Genomic DNA, 18,449 nt, shown 5'->3' with positions numbered 1-18,449 from the left:
GCTCTCAACTCAACTAAACTCGACTCATGCTAAGTTGACGACACTGGCAGCTAAAGCGGTTTTAGGGCGCTTAACGCAGGAAAAACTTATATAGCATGGCTTGAATGCCGGTGCCGTAAGGTGGGTGAACAAGCTTACCTGTGTTGAGCTTGCCGCGGCTCAATACCGTCTTGGCATGACTCAAGGTCATGAAGCCTTCCTTACCATGATAGTGGCCCATGCCCGAGGGGCCTATGCCGCCAAATGGTGCATCGTCGGCGGCGACGTGAAACACGGTTTCGTTGATACAGACACCGCCAGAGTGGGTGTTGTTGAGTATTTTTTCTTGAGTCTGAGTATCGAAGCTCATGATATAAAGCGCCAATGGACGAGGACGTTCATTGATATACTTTATCGAATCATTGAGGGTCTCATATCCTAGGATTGGCAGTATGGGGCCAAAAATCTCATCTTGCATCAAGATCATCTCATCACTGACATTGGTGATCAGCTGCGTGGGTATTTTACGCTTAGCAGTATCGATAGCCTCATCATTGGCTGAGACCACAGTTGCGCCTTTGCTTTTGGCATCTTCGAGCACTGAGGTTAGGCGGTCAAACTGACGCTGATTGATGATGGCGCCATAATCCTTGTTGTCACTCACCTTGCCATACATGGCGTTGAACTTTTTCTGATAAGCGGCGATAAATTCGGCCTGCTTCTCTTTAGGCACTAAGACATAATCTGGTGCGACACAGATCTGTCCCGAGTTTAAACATTTACCATAGATCATGCGTTCTACGGCAGTATCTATGGGCATATCGGGGGCGATAATTACCGGAGATTTGCCACCCAGTTCTAAGGTCACTGGGGTTAAGTTTGCGGCTGCGGCGCGCATCACATGTTTGCCAACTGTGGTGGAGCCGGTAAACAGTAAATGATCGAATGCCAGTCCCGAGAATGCGGCGGCGACATCGGCTTCACCTTCTACTACGGCAACTAATGATTCGTCGAAGATGCTCGACAGCATCTGGGCCAAGACCTTGTTGGTTTCGGGGGTGAATTCTGACAGCTTAAGCATGGCGCGATTACCTGCGCTCAAAGCGGTGATCAAGGGGCCAATCGAGAGCATGACAGGGAAGTTCCATGGCACTATGATGCCGACCACGCCCACGGGCTGATAATGTACTTTTATCTTAGCCGGAGCCAGTAGAAGACCCGCATGACGAGAACTAGGCTTCATCCATTTCTTCAGGTTCTTGAGGCTGTAGTTGATGTTGTTGATACAGGGCATGATATCTGAGATTAGCGTGTCGTCGACGGAGCGGGTGCCATAATCTCGATTGAGGGCATCGGCCAGAGGCTGTTGAAATGTCAGCAAGGCTTGCTTGAGCTCTTTGAGCTGCTTGACTCTCAGTGCATATATCGGAGCTGGCTCTGAGCGATAGCTGGTTCTTTGTAGTCTGAGCAAGTCATCGAGTTGTGATTGCATTGCTGATTTATTCTCTGTCTCAATAGGCATATTCATCTGCTCGTAGCTCCCGATTTGTATCCTGTCTAGTCGATTATAGTTTATTCAATACTAAACTCATTCATTAAACCGACTGATTGGTCGGTCTGTGTGGTTCATCATAATTCACCAGGGAATTAAGATCTAGCTCTGTTTAAAATTAATACAAAACTTGATGGCATTATTTTATGGCTCGTTTGGATTATCTTTGATGCGTTATGAATTAAGAAGAGTGATAGGCAAAGCTTACTGCTGCTTTCAATAGAGTGATTTCTATAGGAAATGCCAGTATGGGAAGGGGTAGGATGAACAGGCATTTTGGGACTATGCTTAATACATGAGAACTTAGCCAATACTATCTCCAATAGATATGTGTCTGACAAGAAATAATGCTTGTCTATGCTATTGATATTAAGGCTTTTGGTTGCATCTCTATGGGATCAATACATATGTTTGGCAACAGCTCTAGATGTTCAATGATTCGAGGTTAGAGCTAGAAGGTTAGAGTAAAAAGTTAAGTTACCGATAGGGACATCGAACGCGATCTTGAATGCGTGATTAAGCAAGGTTTGGCGTAGCCCTATTGGGCCAAGTATGGCGCTGCTCGTGACGTATATGTCATCAGCGACCTGTAGGAGGTTAACTAGGACTATGCCACTTATTTTCAGATAAGCTTTCAGAATCTAAGCTTTATAAACTAGAAGCTTATCTACTAGGAGAACGTCATGCGAACTCGTCAAATACTCTGCCCCACAGATTTTTCTGAGACTGCCTCCCATGCAATGAGTTACGCCTTCGAGATGGCCAATTTTTATAACGTAGGCATTCGCATACTGCATGTGGTCGATAAGCCATTTGGCGACAAATATACGCGTGTATTAGCTGTGACCCCAGAGGAACTCGCTAGTCGGATGGAGGGGGAGGCTGCAGAAAAAATGCGTAAGCTGATTGGAACCTTAGCGTCTGGCTTGTCGGTAGAAGGCGTTATTCGCCATGGTTCACCGGCCGAGGAGATTTTGGCATCGGCTAAAATGATAAATGCTGGGATGATTGTCTTAGCCTGTCATGGTCATACAGGTTTTAGCCATTTTCTCCATGCGAATGTGGCGGAGGCTGTGGCAAATGAGGCTAAGTGTCCGGTCCTAGTCGTTAAGTAAGCTTTTTTGAGCCTAGAGATTTGAAGTTTGAGGTTAGAGCCTAGAGATTTGAGGATTCGGTCCAAGTTCCAAGTTCCTAGTTTCTAGGAACTAGAAAAGCTTATCGAGAGCTGACTATTGAGAAGCCGATTCAATAGGAACTGATTCAATAGAAGCTGATTCTACAGGAGATAGCTATGCGTACACGTCATATACTTTGCCCTACCGACTTTTCGGAAGCGGCATCTCATGCCCTAGGTTATGCCGTCGAGATGGCAAACCTTTATGCGGTTGATATCAGGCTGCTCAATGTGATTAGCATGGCATACGGAGAACCGGATTACGGCATAGTGGTCGACAGTCCAGCCGAGCTACTGCAAGACCAAGAAGCTTACGCCAATGATCGGATGAAGGTGATAGTGTCTGAAGTTCGTGAGCAGATGCCCAGTGGTTTGTTTGTGCACACTAATATTCGTAGCGGAGGCGTATTAGCTCAAATATTGGAGGAAGCCGACGATCGTGAAGTGGGCATGATAGTTATAGCCAGTCATGGTCATACAGGTATCTCACACATGTTAAGCCCTAATGTCGCCGAGGCCGTTGCCAATCAAGCCAAGTGCCCTGTGTTAGTGGTGAAATAAAAGCTAAGGCAGTGGCGAGTTTCGAGATAAGGATAGAGCTGAGAAAGTCACGAGTTCAGGACAAGGCTGAGAAAGTTGCGAGTTGTAAGCTTTAAGTTTTAAGAAAGGCCGAAAGGCGAGAATGCTCAAGGCAAGGCTAAGCAAGCCATAAGGGCTGGAATGCTACTAGTACACGTCATTCTGGCGTGCTGGTGGCCGGAATCCAGCTTTAGTCTTAAGATGTGGCTAAGAAAGTTGTGAGTCACGAGTTTCGAGATAGAGCTGAGAAAGTCTCGAGTTTTAAGCTTAGCGGCACAGGTCCTGGTAAAGCTGGTCGGCCAGTTCTTGTATGGTGTCGCCTTTAGGATGAGTATGAGCAAAAGTTCTCAGGCCATATATGCCCAGCATGAAGTAACGCGCCAGATGTGCTGCACTGCGCTCTGTGGTGAGTTCACCTTTGGTTTGAGCCAGTTCAAAAACTTGAGTCAGTGCCAGTTGCCAGTTAGCTAAGTTACCTGTGATGACTTCTTGCACCTCTGTATCTTGCTCGGCCAGTTCGTTGAGGGCTTTGGTGAGTAGGCAGGCTCGGGCAGCATCACAACTTTGGCATTCTTGAACGATATGATCCAGATAGGCTTTAAGCTTGCTCATTACCTTAGCCTCGCCAGCGAAGAAGCCATCAAATTCAGTATTTCTGTCCAGTTTATATTGCTCTAACGCCGCTAACAGTAGGCCTCGTTTATTTTCGAATGCACAATAGATAGAGCCTGGATGTAGTCCGGTGGCTTTTTTTAAGTCTTGCATACTGGTTTTACCATAGCCTTTATCCATGAAGGCGGTCATGGCTGATCTCAGTACTTTCTCTCTATCAAATTCGGCATTTCGCATGGCTAGCTTGTAAGCTCCGTCTACTATCAGGGTAAAAAATCAATACAGCAGCCAAGCAGGATTCGACTAACTGTGATTAAATAGAATTGTACTCTTTTTTGAATGCTTGTTCAAAATACACTTGAATGATCGTTCAAATAAGAATATCTTGAATGCTCATTCAAGAATCAGAGGTCGCTATGACTGATAACCTTTTTCAAACTTATGCTCTTAACGGCACATTGTCTCTTAAAAATCGTATCCTCATGGCACCACTGACACGCTGTATGGCCGATGATGAATTAGTGCCGACTCAGGCCATGGCCGATTATTATGCCCGCCGCGCCGAGTCGGGTCTTATCATCTCTGAGGCGGCTATTATTCGCCCCGATGGTCAGGGTTATCCTAATACTCCAGGCCTGTTTACCCAGGCGCAGCTCCAAGGTTGGCGAGTGGTCACAGATGCTGTGCATCAAGGTGGCGGTAAGATCTTCGCTCAGCTGTGGCATACCGGCCGCGTGGCTCATCCACATTTTTACCAGGCTAGCGGCAGCAGTGATGTGATGGCGCCTTCTGCTGTCGGTGTCGAAGGCAGTGTCCCAAGAATGCGTGACTTGACCTATCAGGTGCCTAAAGCTGTATCGGTTGAAGAGATTGCTCTGCTGGTAGAGGATTATGCTCAGGCGGCAGCTAATGCTATTGATGCCGGTTTCGATGGTGTCGAAATACATGGCGCTAATGGTTATCTTATCGACCAATTCCTGCATCACGACAGTAATCGTCGCAGCGATGAGTATGGCGAGACAGCCGAAAATATGTCCCGTTTCGCGCTTGAGGTAGTCGATGCCATTACTGCGCGTATCGGCAATGACAGAACGGCTCTACGTGTGTCTCCCGGTGCTTATTTCAATATGGCAGGTGATAAGCGAGATCGTGATGTGTTCGATTATCTATTACCTGAGCTGGAGAAGCGTGAGCTGGCTTTCCTGCATATAGGTATCTTCGATGATGCCATGGAGTTTGACTATTTAGGTGGTCGAGCGTCTAGCTATGTACGTAGCATCTATAACAAGACGTTGGTGGGCGTAGGTAGCTATACCGCAGAGACTGGCAGCAGTGCCATAGCAGCAGATAAGTTCGACCTATTAGCCATAGGCAGACCTTTTATCGCTAATCCAGATTACGTGGCGCTGGTGCGTGATGGCAAAGCATTGGTGGAATATTCAGATGAGATGCTAACGAGTTTAATCTAAGCGTTAGTGTTAATCGTGTATTTTGACTAAACAGCCTGTTACTTTGAAAAAGCCAGTCGATATTTTGACTGGCTTTTTTATGGCTCTTATTTGTCACTTAGGCGATGGGATGGCCCGTTTCTGGGTCGATGCGATCGAGTGAAGGGCCTTGGTAGGTGTTCAATAGCAGTTGCACCACAGATTCACCGTATTCACTAAACCAGAATTTACCTAATTCTCTGAGTCTATTGATGTTGCTTTTGGTCAGATCATCCATGGCATCATCGGGAGGCGTAGGTAGCCCAGGTTGGGGTTTGAGTTTGGCATTAACACGAATATAGTTGCCGCTATCCATGATGGTTAAGCTCTGGTAAGAAACGATACGTTCGTCGCTCAAGACTTCCATGAGTTTGCCTTCCGTCATCCACTGTAAGGCCCCCCATTTTCTGGATTTTGAACCGTTGATCTTTCTGGTCAAAAATCCAGTGCCTATGGATAACACCCGCATATCACTGAGTGAGTAATGGGGCCATATTTTTCTGGCTTCGGCAATGGCACACATGGTGGGGTTGTTGGCTATCACACCACCATCTATCAACCAAGACTCTTCACTGGTATCGGCAGATTCCAGGCCCTTAGTGGGGAAGAATGTTGGTGCTGCGCTGGTCGCATCAGCGGCCTCTGACGACAGGAGTTCCAGATAGTCAGACTTGTTGGACTTGATAATAACTGGCTTACGTTTTTCAATGTCGTAGGAGACGGCTAAGACATGTTTACCTTCAGGTACGTCACCAATTTTAGCCTGATTAAAATTTTCTCTTAGCAGATCAGTTTTTCCACTGGCTTCATATTTCGGGGCATTGATACCGTCTATATCGAAAAAGCCTTTATGTTCAGTAAAAATCCTGTTGCCATTTTCATAATTATACAGCTCATCGATTTGAGCCAAAGTCATGTCCGTTGTCGCCAAGGCTAAGGCTATGATACTGCCGGTACTGGTTCCTGCGTATAGATCGACACAATCGCGAATCGATTTATTATGCTCTTGCTGTAATTTTTTCTCGACCATACTGAGAAACTGAGTGATGGCTACACCTCTAATTCCACCACCATCGAGAGACAAAATAAGTTTTGACATTTATCTGTTCCTTTACATGTATATACTGCGAGTAATTCATAAAATACTGAACACTTAAACTTATAAAACTAGCGCAATAACAGCGGCTTGATGGAGGTAACCTCTGGTCCATTAAGCCGCTGAATATTGGCTAGTGTGTTTATGTTTCAATCATTAAATATTGATACTGGCAGCAATGTTTTCCGGTAATAGATAGCTATAGTCAGGTTTACCCGCAGCAGATAATTGCTTGTTGCGGGCATGGATTTTTTCGCTTATCTGTTTCATCTCGGCGGCAAATGCTTGGCTTATCTCTGGATGATCATTTTCTAGAGGATCTAGGTTAGCAAGAGAGGTTTCCGAGGGCATTGCCAGCATCCAGGATAGCAGGCACTGGAAGGCTGCATTTTTCTGGTTGGGTAACGCCGCCGCAATATACTTGGCACTAATGTCCTGTTCACCTTCTGGCATCTTTTTTGCCAGTGTTGCAGGCCGGTTAAGAGCCACAGCTGTATAAGGGAATTGAGGGAAGTTGATTGCAGAGTGGAATGCACTGCCCATCCAGATGATCGTCTGTAGTGTATGACTCAGTAGCTCCAGACTATTTATCTCAGCAGGGAAGCCTGGCATGGCTCCCATATCTGGGTCGGCCAATTCTTTTGCCCAGGCTTGCACTGCAGGGTCGGCTAGCACAGCGGCATCATCACTATAGGCAGATTTAACTGTGTTTGAGGTGTAGTTACCTATGGCGTTCCAGATGAGATATCCGTCTTCACGGTAATAATAGCCTTGTAAGCCATCGCTCATCTCTTCATCGAAGCCTCGTGCCTTTAATTGCTCTGGAAAACTGGACTTGAAGAAGTCATAGGTTTTCCAACCGTTGGATACCATTTGCACGCCTTGAGCCGTACCCAGAGCAAAAGTGCTTTGAGTGATTGCGCCTTGCTCTGCAACCAGAGTCTGTCGTGCCAGGAAGTTGATGCCTATGGTGTCTTGGAAGTGAGGGGTTAACAGCTTAGAGATGATATGTTCCTTGGGTAAGCTGTTATGGGTCGCTATCGCCATAGATTCTATCGCCAAGTGGGCTAGACCTAGATGATAGAGGAATTGATGGATCTGGTTATCGGCACATTGCACATGAATTTTGGCAAACATAAACCGGTTTGGTTGGTTCGAATCCGGTGTATAGATGGGGTTGATACCTTCGTTGCGTTCCAACTGAATGGCGACGACATTCAGGCGAGTGTCATTATTTGCAAGCTGTTGCTTATAAACTAAGAGATAAGGAGCGTAGAAGAATTTACCATCTTCACACTTGAACGGTGCAAGCTCTTTGTAATCGACTAAGAAGAGTCGCTTATCGGCAATGAGTTCCGACATGCCCTTGCCCTGAGCTTCCAGCTCTCGCATCGCTTCAGGCACCTGTTCAATACTGTTAACCGCTTCGATCATTAAGGGGTTTAGCCCTTGAATCAGTTGACGACAAAACTCACTGTCGTCCTGCCAAGACTCTAGCAGTTCAGGCACGGGAAGATAGCCGCCAAAAAACGCCCCATAAGCTTTGAGTGAGCCCGCTGGGTATTCGGCCAAACGTTGCTTTAGCTCTAATTCAGAGAATGAAAATTCGAGTACTCGTTCACCCATACGACTCAGTTTATGAGGAGAGAGAGCTTGGCTTCTAGGCAGACCCTTGACCATTTTTGGCATGGGATGTACCGGATAAGAATCATATTCCCAACGTGGCTTCTCTTCGACCAGCAGGTTTAACACGATTTTTTGTAGCTTATCTTTGACGCCATTGATGGTGTCTGACATCTCTTTAAGGCTGACAAACTGCTGCTGCTTATCCGTTAGGGGTAAAGCATCGATATCGTTATTGAGTTCCATCTCTATGGTCACAGAGATAGAGGCACCTTGGTCGAGTGCCAACTCTAGCGTCTTAGGTTTATCATTCTCAAAATCATGTAAATCCAGGGAGACTGTGCCGATCAGGGAATCGCTGCCTAAACATGAGTCCATAACGCCAAAGCCTAAACTGCCTTTTCTGCTCAGTAACTCAAATTCGAAGGTATCATTGAACGTCGAGCTATAGGGGAAATTGGGTTTAGCCGTTTGATGGTTCTCCCCATCGAGCTCAACGATCACATAGGGGTTTACCGGCGGGAAACTATGGGGAAGATCTTTAATGCTAGCTAAGGTGACGATGACCTTGCCCAAAGAGGGATTGAAAAACCGATTTAAGGCTGTGATGCCATCGCGGTAGCCTTGAGCTTGAGGCGCTTTAATCATGCTGCAGACGACTGATGGGGCCATGACCCAATTACACCAAGTTATCTCAGTTTGGACCGCCGAGATGGACCGCATCTGTACTCGAGTCGTGATACCGTCTAGGCCAGGTATCGACGGCTCCATTTTTATCATTTTATATTCTAGGGTGTGAGTCGTATCATCACGAGATATCAGTTGCTCACTGATGGTCATATTTCTATCTTTAAAGCTAAAGGTGCGAATCGCACCCACCTTGTCTTCGGCTGGAGGGGCCAGTTCCATGGTCTTATAAATATGCCACCACTGGGTCATTTCACCGAAGGGGCGATAAAGTTTCCAGACATCTTCGATGGGGGCGTTTACGATTCCTTTTACTTGAACCGTAGCTTGCTTAGTTATATCGGTCATTGTGCGTTCCTCTTCCATGATTCTTATTAGTTAAATTTGTTTTTCATCCACTCTAATCTTTGTGCAAATCCTTGCTCTAAGCCTTTTTTTACTGCTTCTCTATCTTGTCCTTCTCGTGGTAAGAAGACCGAGTCGTAGTGAAGCACTAGCTTGTCATTGCCTCTGGATTTAAGCCTTAGGGTGCCCTTGTACATGCTGACCGGCATGGCTGATTTGAGGATTGAATAGACTAAGGTGTGAGTCTCTTCCGTCACCGAATCAAGTTTCTCTTCCAGGGCTATGTCACCAAAGTGAACGCGGCGAATGTCATCACCGAGATCCTCCATTGAAGTTGCTCCCATTACCCAGGAAATATCGTTCCAGTTGCTGACAATTTTCCAGAAATCTTCAATGGAGTAATTGAGCTTTAGCTTTAAAGACATGCGTAGGCCGTCTCGTTGCAACACCAGATCATTGATTTCATTGATACGGGTCGGCAGGAATTTAGCTAAAGTATCTAAAGTCAGCTGACGTTCTTTTTCGTCTTTACTGACGAGTACACCATCAATGGTCAGTTTTGCTTTTGCCGTTTTTTCTGCCTGCCAAACAGCGACTGTGGCGCGATAATATGAGAACAGCACATTGGACTGAGGGAGTCCCATTACCCAGACATGGTTAGTATCATCTTTCTGCCAAAGCACCTCACGGGTCTCGCCGCCAGCAAAGGAAAAGGCCACCTCGGCATTGACGCCGTTATTTGGACGTCCGCCTCCAGTCAGTAGCTTGGTATCCTCATGTCCGCCTAAGGCTTTCTGCAGGGTGAGATAATCGTCAAATCCAGACCAAAACTCTGCCACTGTTAAGGGAATGTCCAGTTCATGGCTTTGGCTTATCAAGCGACCATATTCAAGATCTACATTACTCATAATTTATCCTTAGTTAACACACGTGTTTTTTACCGAATAACATAGCCAGCGTAAGGGGTTAACGTTTAATGATAAGTAGCTTATGCTGGTAATTAACGGCTGATGCTCTTCGGAATAACTCTTATTAAACGACTGTTTATATAGTTATTTCTAAAGGTTAATTTGAACGGTTAGACTAATTTAGGGGAAGATGCGATTTTAAATAACTGTCCACTCGGAACAGTTGACGGCGGGCTTATTGTCGACTACGAGGTAATGCTGAGAGAATAAAACCGCGTGATTCGAGCCTTTACTGGATGTTTGAGTGGGGAGCTGATTTAATGCTAAGGCTGTTTGGAAGTGTGATGTGAATAAGCCTATTGGAGTCGATTCTGCTTGATATAAAGCTTGATATAAAGCTTGCTATGAACGCTAAAATGCCACCGATTAAGGGGCATTCGAAGTTAACATTGGCTATTTTGCTGGTGGTTTTACTGTGCCAGTTTTTTCCCATGGGCTCAGCTTTTTCTGTGCAATATCCCAGTGGAAAACATCCTATGGGGAAAAATGTTAGCCATCATCATAGTCATGGTGACAGTGCTAATCGTCCTGGTAATTATGTTTTAATAACTTCAACTTCAACTTCAAATTCAAATTCAAATTCAAATTCTACTTCCGCGCCTTACGCTTTAAATCCCCCGCATTCTCATCACCATGGGCCCTTAGTGTTTAATGCAGGGCAGCCTGCCCCCTTAGCTAATGACATGGCTAGTGTTGAACTCACCATAGCTAGCATGTCATCAGCAAGCGGCGAAGGGGAACACGAGCATAGTAACCATTCATATACTCAGTCTCATCCGCCTTGTGACTCAATATTTATTGCCAGTTTTTTTCAGTCTGAAATCCTTCTGGATGATGATATCTCATATCTTAATTGTCGTTACGCACCACCTATCCCTCCGCCTCACGCCTAGTATTTCTGCATATTTCTAGCGTACCAATTCGCTAGTTTTTACCCGTAAAAAAAATCCCAGTTTGTTTTGGCATTTATGCTATTTCGAGTGTCGAGCTAACGGATTTAAATATCATTTTTTGGAGTATGTGTAATGAGGCATGTTTTGGCTAACACCATAAAGTTATTGATTATTCTCTTGGGGGGGTTAGCGTCGTTTTCGCTGTTCGCCCATGGGATTGATGAAGATACCAGACAGTTTTTAACTCAAAATGAAGGGGTCTCTATTCTGCCCTTTATCTATATCGGTGCCAAACATATGGTTACCGGTTACGATCATCTCTTGTTTCTTGTTGGGGTGATTTTCTTCCTGTTTAGAAGTAAAGATGTCTTGCTCTATGTCAGCCTGTTTACCTTAGGCCACAGCATCACCTTGTTGTTTGGTGTGCTCAGTGACATTCGGGTTAATGCCTATCTTATCGATGCCATTATTGGTTTCTCTATCGTCTATAAAGGTTTCGATAACTTAGGCGGTTTCAAGCGGATGTTTGGTTTTCAGCCCAATACTAAGGCTGCTGTGATGATTTTCGGTCTATTTCATGGCTTTGGTTTAGCAACAAAAATTCAAGAGTTTAATCTGCCTAAGGAAGGCCTGGTTGCTAATATTTTGGCCTTCAATGTCGGGGTTGAAATCGGTCAGTTCCTGGCACTGGGAGTGGTACTTATTTTGATGAGTTTCTGGCGGCGACACAGAAGTTATCTGCAGTTTTCTACTGGGGCTAATACCTTGTTGATGAGTGGGGGCCTGATGTTAGTCGGCTTTCAGTTAACGGGCTTCTTTGTTAGCTAATGAACACAAAATTGAACATAAGAAACAGTTACAGCTTAAGGATAAATCATGCAAACCAATGACAAGCCAAGTTCAACAAATCACAATGAAATACAGTTTAGTAGCATTCCTGTGCATTCCACAGCCACCTTAGTCAAAGCCTGTGTTGCCGCATCTGCGATTGCCGCTCTTGTCTTGGTCACAGCTATCTTGCCGGCCGAGTATAATATCGATCCAACCGGCATAGGTAAGGCGTTAGGCTTGACAGAAATATCTCAGGCGGCTTTATCAAATGAAGTCCCCGCGGTTGAGCTTCAAGCGCCAGATAACAGCGCCAGCTCAGTCAAGAGTGGTGACAGTGTTTTCGTTTTTGGACAAGCTAGGCCAGTTACTAGCAAGGAGATAGCTAATGCCCCGAGTGTGGCCCGCATAGCAAAATCTCGGCAAACTTCCGGGGTGAGAAGCGATACGGTTAAGATCAATATCCCCGCGGGTAAGGGGCTGGAATATAAGTTATTGATGGATGAGTTTGTTCACTTAGAGTATGAATGGAGCACAGGTGGTAAGGCGCTTTATTTTGATTTCCATGGTGAGCCTAAGGGGGATACCACAGGTTATTTCGAGAGTTTCTCTATTACGACAGCGGATAAGATGAAAGGCTCCTTGACCACGCCATTCGCTGGTGCTCATGGTTGGTATTGGAAAAATAATACAGACTCTCCAATCATAGTGACTTTATCGACAACTGGGGATTACACCATCAAGGGATAAGGATTGCTTGGTCAAGTTATTCCGACTTTTCCATCATGATAAGAGGCGCACCTAAGGTGCGCCTCTTTTACTTTTACTGCTATACCAGTTAATCGGCCTGACTCTAGTATTTCCTATCAAATTAGCTGCAATCTAACTGTTAATTGCAAAAATTTATCTATCCAGTGTAAAGCACTGACAATGATGCTTTAGTTAATTTTTTATGTGTCGATAATCTATATGCTTGGAGTCATTTGGTATTGGCTTTTAGAGGGGAGTGCTTTACTCAAGCTTAAAATCAGAAATTTGAATTTATAGGAGTCAGCGGTGAACATTAATGGATTAACCCTGAATATTATTGCGGGCAAAAGACCCTTAGATATCCAGCTTTCATCTCGGTCAGCAGTAAAAGCACCGACACCCCCAATTGCCAGTAATGCCAGTAATATCAGTTCGGCTCAATCCAGTCATACCAGTAGTGATAAGGTCAGCATTTCTAAGGAGGGTAAAGAGGCTCTCAGTGCAGATAACACATTGAGTGCTAAAGCTGGGGTTGCTGGCAAGACACTGAGCTCAAACATGGGCAGCACCTTGCACGGTCATCACTCCCAATCAGTTAAGAAAGCCAAGGAGATGGAAGAGGAGAAGGCTATGTCTCCCATCGACAAGCAGATCCAACGGGTCAAAGAGCAGATCGAAGAGTTGCAAGAGCGCCTGAAAGAGCTGCAAGGGAACAGTTCAGAAGCTGCTGAGAACGAGCGTAAACTGATACAAGATCAGATACTGCAGCTAACGGGTATTTTGATTAGCTTGATTGAAAAGAAGGCCCGTGATGCTGAATCAGCCTAAGAATGGTGAGTATCTAAAGCACTGTCAGCTGGTAAGAGCAAGACTCATTACTGTATCTACTAACTTCCCATTCTTTTAGAAAGCAAAGGTCTAATACAATTGCTTTAGCGCCTTCAACATCAGTCGATAGCTTACTTAGTAGTATTTGATTAATGGGTACTGCATGAGTGAGTACTCGTTAACATGTGAGAGGTTATCTGTGACGATTATCGACCTGGAAAGCCTATATCTTAGTCATGCCAATAGTAAGACTTATGCTAAGCCTAAGCCTAAGCCTTTAGGTTTCACCTCTGCTGGGTTTTGCTCCCAGCCCTCAATATTGTCATCTGCATTCTCATCAGACGTACTACCGGCCTTATCATCAGTGTTCTTATCACAAAGAAGTATCACTGCAGACAGGCTTTCAATCTCAGACTCTGTTAAACAAGCACTGCATGCACGGCTATTGGGTGGACCTAGCATTGATAAGCTCAAGGATGGCTCATGGTTCATAGCTAATGGTCAATGGTGACAAGGGGCATGGGGCATCTTTTATAGGGAGGCAGATAAAATGGATACAACAAAAGTTACAAAAATTAAAAGAGCGGCTCAGGGCCATCAGAGGTGAGCACTAGGCAGACTCGAGTCTTAACAAGTAGCAGAACAGCAAAAAGAGGAGGAGGCAGGGGAGTTAAATAATCATTTTATCTAGTTAAGTATTTGTTGAGTCTGAAATGAGCTAAGCAGTGATGCTATCAGAGCTTCAGCGATTTTTGTCTCGGTTATAATTTAGACATAACAAGTAAACTATGTAAGCAATTACTCACTCAAATCAGTCGAAGGCTAATACCTTCCTGGAGGTTTCTGATGTTTAGGTCACTTTTATTATCGGTATGCTTATTACTCTTAACCTTGCCCCAATCTATGGCTGCAGGGCCTAATCCAGGTGGTCACGGCTGGGATAACGCCAACCATAATGCCGCCTTTAAACGTTGTGGAACACGAACGCCTACGGAAGTAGAAGTTCATCGGGTTAATAAACGTCTTAACGCCATGAAAAAGCCTGATGGGGTAGGTAATGGAGGCGGGAATGGCAATGGAGGCAATGATGGTGATGATAATGGCACGCCATCAAATCCGACAATGAGAAGCATTAATGTGTATTTTCATGTTCTAACGGATGGTTCAACTGGTGCACTTTCTACACAAGACATTGTGGGGCAGATGAACGTGTTGCAAGCCGCCTTCTCTTCGGGGGCGAATAGTAATGATACAGGTATTAGCTTTGTTTTATCTGGGACAAGTTACATTGATAACTCTGCTTGGTTTCATGCCGGTTATGGTTCTATCGCTGAACAAGAAATGAAAGATTCACTTCGAATTGGCGATGAAGATGATCTGAATGTATACACTAATAATCCCGGGGGAGGCTTATTAGGTTGGGCAACCTTCCCTAGTAGCTATGATAACGCCCCAAAAAATGATGGTGTTGTCATACTCTACTCCTCTTTACCTAATGGCAGTGCAGCTCCTTACAATGAAGGTGATACCTTGACCCATGAAGTTGGGCATTGGCTTGGCCTTTATCATACCTTTCAAGGAGGGTGTAAGGGTATGGGTGATGATGTCGTAGATACACCTGCGGAGCGCTCACCTGCCTATGGTTGTCCAACCAATAGAAACTCCTGTAAAAGGCAGTCAGGTGATGATCCCATTGAAAATTTCATGGATTATACCGATGATAATTGTATGGACGAATTTACTATATGGCAGGCCGACCGTATGGATAAAATGAGTACTTTATATCGTACCCCAGAATGAAGAGTGGTTAGCTTATGACTTTTTTGAAATGGACAATGTCTTCTATGCACATTGCTATTTTACTACTGGGGTTATGTATTTCGTTCTCGCTAGTAGCCGGAGGGCGCCTACGTCCCCCTGCTGATTTTGCCTGTGAACCTAATCATATGACTTCCTGGACTGGGCTTTTAGTCTTTTACTGGCGAGAAGCGTCTCAGCTTGGTTTTACCATAGACACAGATGATGGCACGCAAGAGTCTTTGATCACGGCTTATAGCTTGGATAATTTTTTAATCAATGGTGAGCATTTCACCTATGGGGATTGGTCTAAAGTCGAGTCGGAAGTTGGCCTACTCAAGCCTATGACCAGAGCAAGAGTTTGGCTTTGTGATAATGATGGCAATGCCACCTTGATTGATTGGCAGGTAGGTATTTTTTTATAGACCTTGCATCTGTTAACCCTCTTTCCAGTCAGTCCCTCTATCTTCTTATCTTCCTATCTCTCTCCCTAAACTCTTCATTTTTGGCTTAAGGATAAGCTGCTTATCTAGGTCCTATTATACTGATTAATATCAGTTCCTGTATATCTTGCATCTATTTTTATCTCCCTCTCTCGCCCTCGCCCTGGATTCATGCTGCATGACAAGGGGTGAATCTAGAACTCCTTATAGCCATTGATATGACTTCCTGTAGACTGCAGCCAATGTATAAATACCTCACAAGTACTGGCTAACGCTCCTTGTGCAATAGAGGTAAGAAAGTGCTATAGAGATAAGAAAAGTACGATAGAGATGATTAAGGTGAAAATGAGATGAGAAAGTCGGATAAGAAGATTGAAAATAGCCTGCGAGAATCACTGACTCAAGTCTGTGAGCTGGCACTGGAACAAGTTGAGGGTTTCGCGTGGATCACTCATCTGGTTAATTACCATAAGTTTCCTCAGTCATTAAGAATTGTCTGTGTATTTAATACCAATGCTGAGTTATCCGAGGCGAAAGCCAATAAGCAGGATGAGTATCTCATCGGGCTCATTGAGCAAGAACTCGCTAAGGTGGCTATTAAAATCGGTGATTTAACTAACAAGGTCAGCTTCGATACCGAAGAGAAGTGCAGCTCACAAGCCGAAGGGAAGTGGGACCGTCGTTTGCAAGGTCACAAATAACTGTTTGCTAACAGGCATTCATTGATTCTTATACCGAGTCATCTATTTTCTAGTATTTACTGACTTGAGCAATATCTGTCAGGAAAGCCTACGGCGCCATCTGCATACTAGTCTCATATTCAGAGGGGCAGTAGTCATTGATGATATGAACCTTGAACAGGCTATGGAAACGAGTTGAGATTATGGCGTTGAGAACAAAAATAGACAGTTACGACACTGGGATGAACCGAGTCTGTGACTATATTTATGAAAACTTGGATGAAGATCTTTCAGTTGAACATCTGAGTCAGTTTGCCGGCTTCTCTAAGTATCACTTCCATCGTCAGTTTTCGGATTATTTTGGTGTTGGCATATTTAGATATATCCAACTATTACGTTTAAAGCGAGCCTCTTATCGGCTCTATTTTAACCCTGATGCCAAGATCATCGATATTGCACTTGATGCTAAATTTGATTACCCCGAGTCATTTTCTCGGGCATTCAAGAAAGCGTTTGATCAATCTCCCTCTGAATTTCGTCGCCAGGCTCACTGGGTGAGCTGGAATGAAAAGTATCAATTTGGAGGTAGTAAGATGGATAAGAAACACCAGGCAGAGCATTTAGAGGCTAGAGTCGATATCGTCAACTTTACCGAGACTAAGATAGCGGTATTTGAGCACCGTGGTGCGCCTGAACTGGTTAATGAATCTGCCGGTAAGTTTATTAAGTGGCGTAAGCAGACTGGCCTATCGCCTGTGGCGAAGAGCCAAACGTTCGGGCTGATTTATGAAGATCCTAAATCCGTTCCAGCAGATAAATTTAGGTTTGATATCGCAGGTTCAGTATTGCATGAGGTGCCAGATAACGCCTCGGGAATTATCAATAAAACCATTCCTGCAGGCCGCTGCGCCGTCATCCGGCATCTGGGTTCTCATGAAGGATTGGATACAAAGATTCACTATCTTTATGGCCAGTGGTTACCGGAAAGCGGCGAATCCCTAAGAGACTTCCACTGTTTTTTCCACTATCAAAACTTCTTCCCCGAAGTGGCAGAGCATGAACTGATCACTGACATCTACCTACCCTTGGTTTAGTACCTTCGAATGAAGGTTGATTACATTTTGTATTGGTTTCATTTGGCTGGTTTTACATCTGGACGAGTGTTTGAAGGTTGTACCTTCACTGTAACCTAACGCCTGTCCGGCGAGGATTGTGCACTCTTTATTTTGAGAAGGTTCTACGAGACGGTGAATATGGCGTAGCCATGTGCTATGACGAGAGACATGGATGCCGAACTGGCCTTTAGATAGGACATCATTCAAGCACATCCGTGTAGGCTCTACCAAAACATCTGACCGCCACGGATGGTGGAAATGCCGAAAAATGTAGGGAAGATTTTCGGCCTTGTTTTGGAAGCTCACAGCCGCATCTACACCTGGCTGTTCTACAAGAATGGGGTCTCTTCGATTTAGCTTTATTGCTAATGCTCTATAACTCGTCTTTGCCCCAAAGTAAGCTAGCCTTCGAATGAAGGCTGATTACATTTTCTGATTTAGCTTCTGGCTGAGTGGGTATTGGGGAGTGTGTTTGAGTATTTGGGTTTAATTGTAATCTAACGCCTATCCGGCGAGGAATGTGCAGATGCTTCTGCGAGACGACGCGAGTACAGTCCCTGTAGTCTCTGCGGCAGCGTCCATGCTACCGAAGCTCGCAGCCGTATCTACACTGATATGTTCACAAGCAGCCAATCTCTTCAATTTATGTTTATTGCTGCTTTGGAATGAAGACGGATTACATTTTTACCTTGATTCATTTAGTTTTGCTTGTTCCTTTTCATCATTCCGGCAGATCTTTTGAGCCGGAATCCAGTGTCCTTTGCTGTTGGCATATGTCATTGAAGGTCGCTGCTTCATTTGTTATCTATCGCTCGTAGCCGCATCTACACTGGCTGATTCACAAGAAAGGTTTCTCTTCGATTTGAGTTTTGTAAGTAGCTCAGATTCTAGTTTGTAACTCGTTTCTGCCCCAAAGCTTGCTAGCCTTCGAATGAAGGCTGATTACATTTTTTGTTCGATTCACTTGGCTTAATTCGTATCTGGATTTGTGATTGAAGGTCGTACCTTCAATG

Annotated in this window: 17 protein-coding genes; 11 read left to right on the top strand and 6 right to left on the bottom strand. The window is 44.8% G+C overall.

Annotated elements, in window-relative coordinates; genetic code table 11:
• Positions 1 to 70 precede the first annotated feature (70 nt).
• Positions 71 to 1,507, bottom strand: a complete 1,437-nt coding sequence (locus SVI_RS11635) for a coniferyl aldehyde dehydrogenase (RefSeq protein ID WP_013051722.1) — start codon at positions 1,505 to 1,507, stop codon at positions 71 to 73.
• A 707-nt stretch (positions 1,508 to 2,214) separates the two neighbouring features.
• Between SVI_RS11635 and SVI_RS11630 the strand changes: the two genes are divergently transcribed.
• Positions 2,215 to 2,646 carry a universal stress protein gene (locus SVI_RS11630; RefSeq protein ID WP_013051721.1) on the top strand — a complete coding sequence of 144 codons (432 nt, stop codon included), beginning with the start codon at positions 2,215 to 2,217 and terminating at the stop codon, positions 2,644 to 2,646.
• A gap of 176 nt (positions 2,647 to 2,822) precedes the next feature.
• Positions 2,823 to 3,266 carry a universal stress protein gene (locus SVI_RS11625; RefSeq protein ID WP_013051720.1) on the top strand — a complete coding sequence of 148 codons (444 nt, stop codon included), beginning with the start codon at positions 2,823 to 2,825 and terminating at the stop codon, positions 3,264 to 3,266.
• A 285-nt stretch (positions 3,267 to 3,551) separates the two neighbouring features.
• Here SVI_RS11625 and SVI_RS11620 read toward each other — a convergent pair whose 3' ends face one another.
• Entirely contained in the window at positions 3,552 to 4,133 is a 582-nt protein-coding gene (locus SVI_RS11620; RefSeq protein ID WP_013051719.1) for a TetR/AcrR family transcriptional regulator, read from the bottom strand.
• Positions 4,134 to 4,312: 179 nt separating this feature from the next.
• Here SVI_RS11620 and SVI_RS11615 point away from each other — a divergent pair, with 179 nt between their 5' ends.
• Positions 4,313 to 5,365 (top strand): alkene reductase, encoded by a 1,053-nt coding sequence (locus tag SVI_RS11615; protein ID WP_013051718.1) that lies wholly within the window; start codon positions 4,313 to 4,315, stop codon positions 5,363 to 5,365.
• Between the two features lie 97 nt (positions 5,366 to 5,462).
• Here the strand turns inward: SVI_RS11615 and SVI_RS11610 are convergent, their stop codons facing one another.
• The 3 genes from SVI_RS11610 to SVI_RS11600 form a co-directional block, all read right to left on the bottom strand.
• A complete protein-coding gene (locus tag SVI_RS11610) occupies positions 5,463 to 6,482 on the bottom strand; it encodes a patatin-like phospholipase family protein (protein ID WP_013051717.1) in 1,020 nt (339 codons plus the stop codon).
• Positions 6,483 to 6,635: 153 nt separating this feature from the next.
• A complete protein-coding gene (locus SVI_RS11605) occupies positions 6,636 to 9,137 on the bottom strand; it encodes a lipoxygenase family protein (RefSeq protein WP_049791090.1) in 2,502 nt (833 codons plus the stop codon).
• Positions 9,138 to 9,163: 26 nt separating this feature from the next.
• The gene (locus SVI_RS11600) at positions 9,164 to 10,042 is read right to left on the bottom strand and encodes an SRPBCC family protein (RefSeq protein ID WP_013051715.1); all 879 of its coding nucleotides are present in this window, start codon (positions 10,040 to 10,042) and stop codon (positions 9,164 to 9,166) included.
• A gap of 404 nt (positions 10,043 to 10,446) precedes the next feature.
• Between SVI_RS11600 and SVI_RS11595 the strand changes: the two genes are divergently transcribed.
• The 4 genes from SVI_RS11595 to SVI_RS11580 all read left to right on the top strand — a co-directional run bounded on the left by SVI_RS11595 (position 10,447) and on the right by SVI_RS11580 (position 13,401).
• Positions 10,447 to 10,995 carry a hypothetical protein gene (locus SVI_RS11595; RefSeq protein WP_231847716.1) on the top strand — a complete coding sequence of 183 codons (549 nt, stop codon included), beginning with the start codon at positions 10,447 to 10,449 and terminating at the stop codon, positions 10,993 to 10,995.
• A 132-nt stretch (positions 10,996 to 11,127) separates the two neighbouring features.
• Entirely contained in the window at positions 11,128 to 11,823 is a 696-nt protein-coding gene (locus tag SVI_RS11590) for a HupE/UreJ family protein (RefSeq protein WP_013051713.1), read from the top strand.
• 48 nt (positions 11,824 to 11,871) lie between these two features.
• Positions 11,872 to 12,573, top strand: a complete 702-nt coding sequence (locus SVI_RS11585) for a hypothetical protein (RefSeq protein WP_013051712.1) — start codon at positions 11,872 to 11,874, stop codon at positions 12,571 to 12,573.
• 306 nt (positions 12,574 to 12,879) lie between these two features.
• A complete protein-coding gene (locus SVI_RS11580) occupies positions 12,880 to 13,401 on the top strand; it encodes a hypothetical protein (RefSeq protein ID WP_013051711.1) in 522 nt (173 codons plus the stop codon).
• Positions 13,402 to 13,653: 252 nt separating this feature from the next.
• Here the strand turns inward: SVI_RS11580 and SVI_RS11575 are convergent, their stop codons facing one another.
• Positions 13,654 to 13,875 carry a hypothetical protein gene (locus tag SVI_RS11575; protein WP_157608694.1) on the bottom strand — a complete coding sequence of 74 codons (222 nt, stop codon included), beginning with the start codon at positions 13,873 to 13,875 and terminating at the stop codon, positions 13,654 to 13,656.
• 372 nt (positions 13,876 to 14,247) lie between these two features.
• On the opposite strand from SVI_RS11575, the gene SVI_RS11570 reads away from it, so the two are divergent.
• The 4 genes from SVI_RS11570 (at position 14,248) to SVI_RS11555 (ending at position 17,415) form a co-directional block, all read left to right on the top strand.
• Positions 14,248 to 15,201 (top strand): zinc metalloprotease, encoded by a 954-nt coding sequence (locus SVI_RS11570; protein ID WP_013051709.1) that lies wholly within the window; start codon positions 14,248 to 14,250, stop codon positions 15,199 to 15,201.
• A 44-nt stretch (positions 15,202 to 15,245) separates the two neighbouring features.
• Positions 15,246 to 15,623, top strand: coding sequence for a hypothetical protein (locus SVI_RS11565; protein ID WP_041419898.1), 378 nt, complete (start codon positions 15,246 to 15,248; stop codon positions 15,621 to 15,623).
• A 368-nt stretch (positions 15,624 to 15,991) separates the two neighbouring features.
• The gene (locus SVI_RS11560) at positions 15,992 to 16,342 is read left to right on the top strand and encodes a hypothetical protein (protein WP_013051707.1); all 351 of its coding nucleotides are present in this window, start codon (positions 15,992 to 15,994) and stop codon (positions 16,340 to 16,342) included.
• 182 nt (positions 16,343 to 16,524) lie between these two features.
• The gene (locus SVI_RS11555) at positions 16,525 to 17,415 is read left to right on the top strand and encodes an AraC family transcriptional regulator (RefSeq protein ID WP_049791089.1); all 891 of its coding nucleotides are present in this window, start codon (positions 16,525 to 16,527) and stop codon (positions 17,413 to 17,415) included.
• Positions 17,416 to 18,449 lie beyond the last annotated feature (1,034 nt).

It is taken from the genome of Shewanella violacea DSS12 (assembly GCF_000091325.1).
GTDB lineage: Bacteria > Pseudomonadota > Gammaproteobacteria > Enterobacterales > Shewanellaceae > Shewanella > Shewanella violacea.
This window is presented reverse-complemented; position numbering and strand designations above follow the sequence as displayed.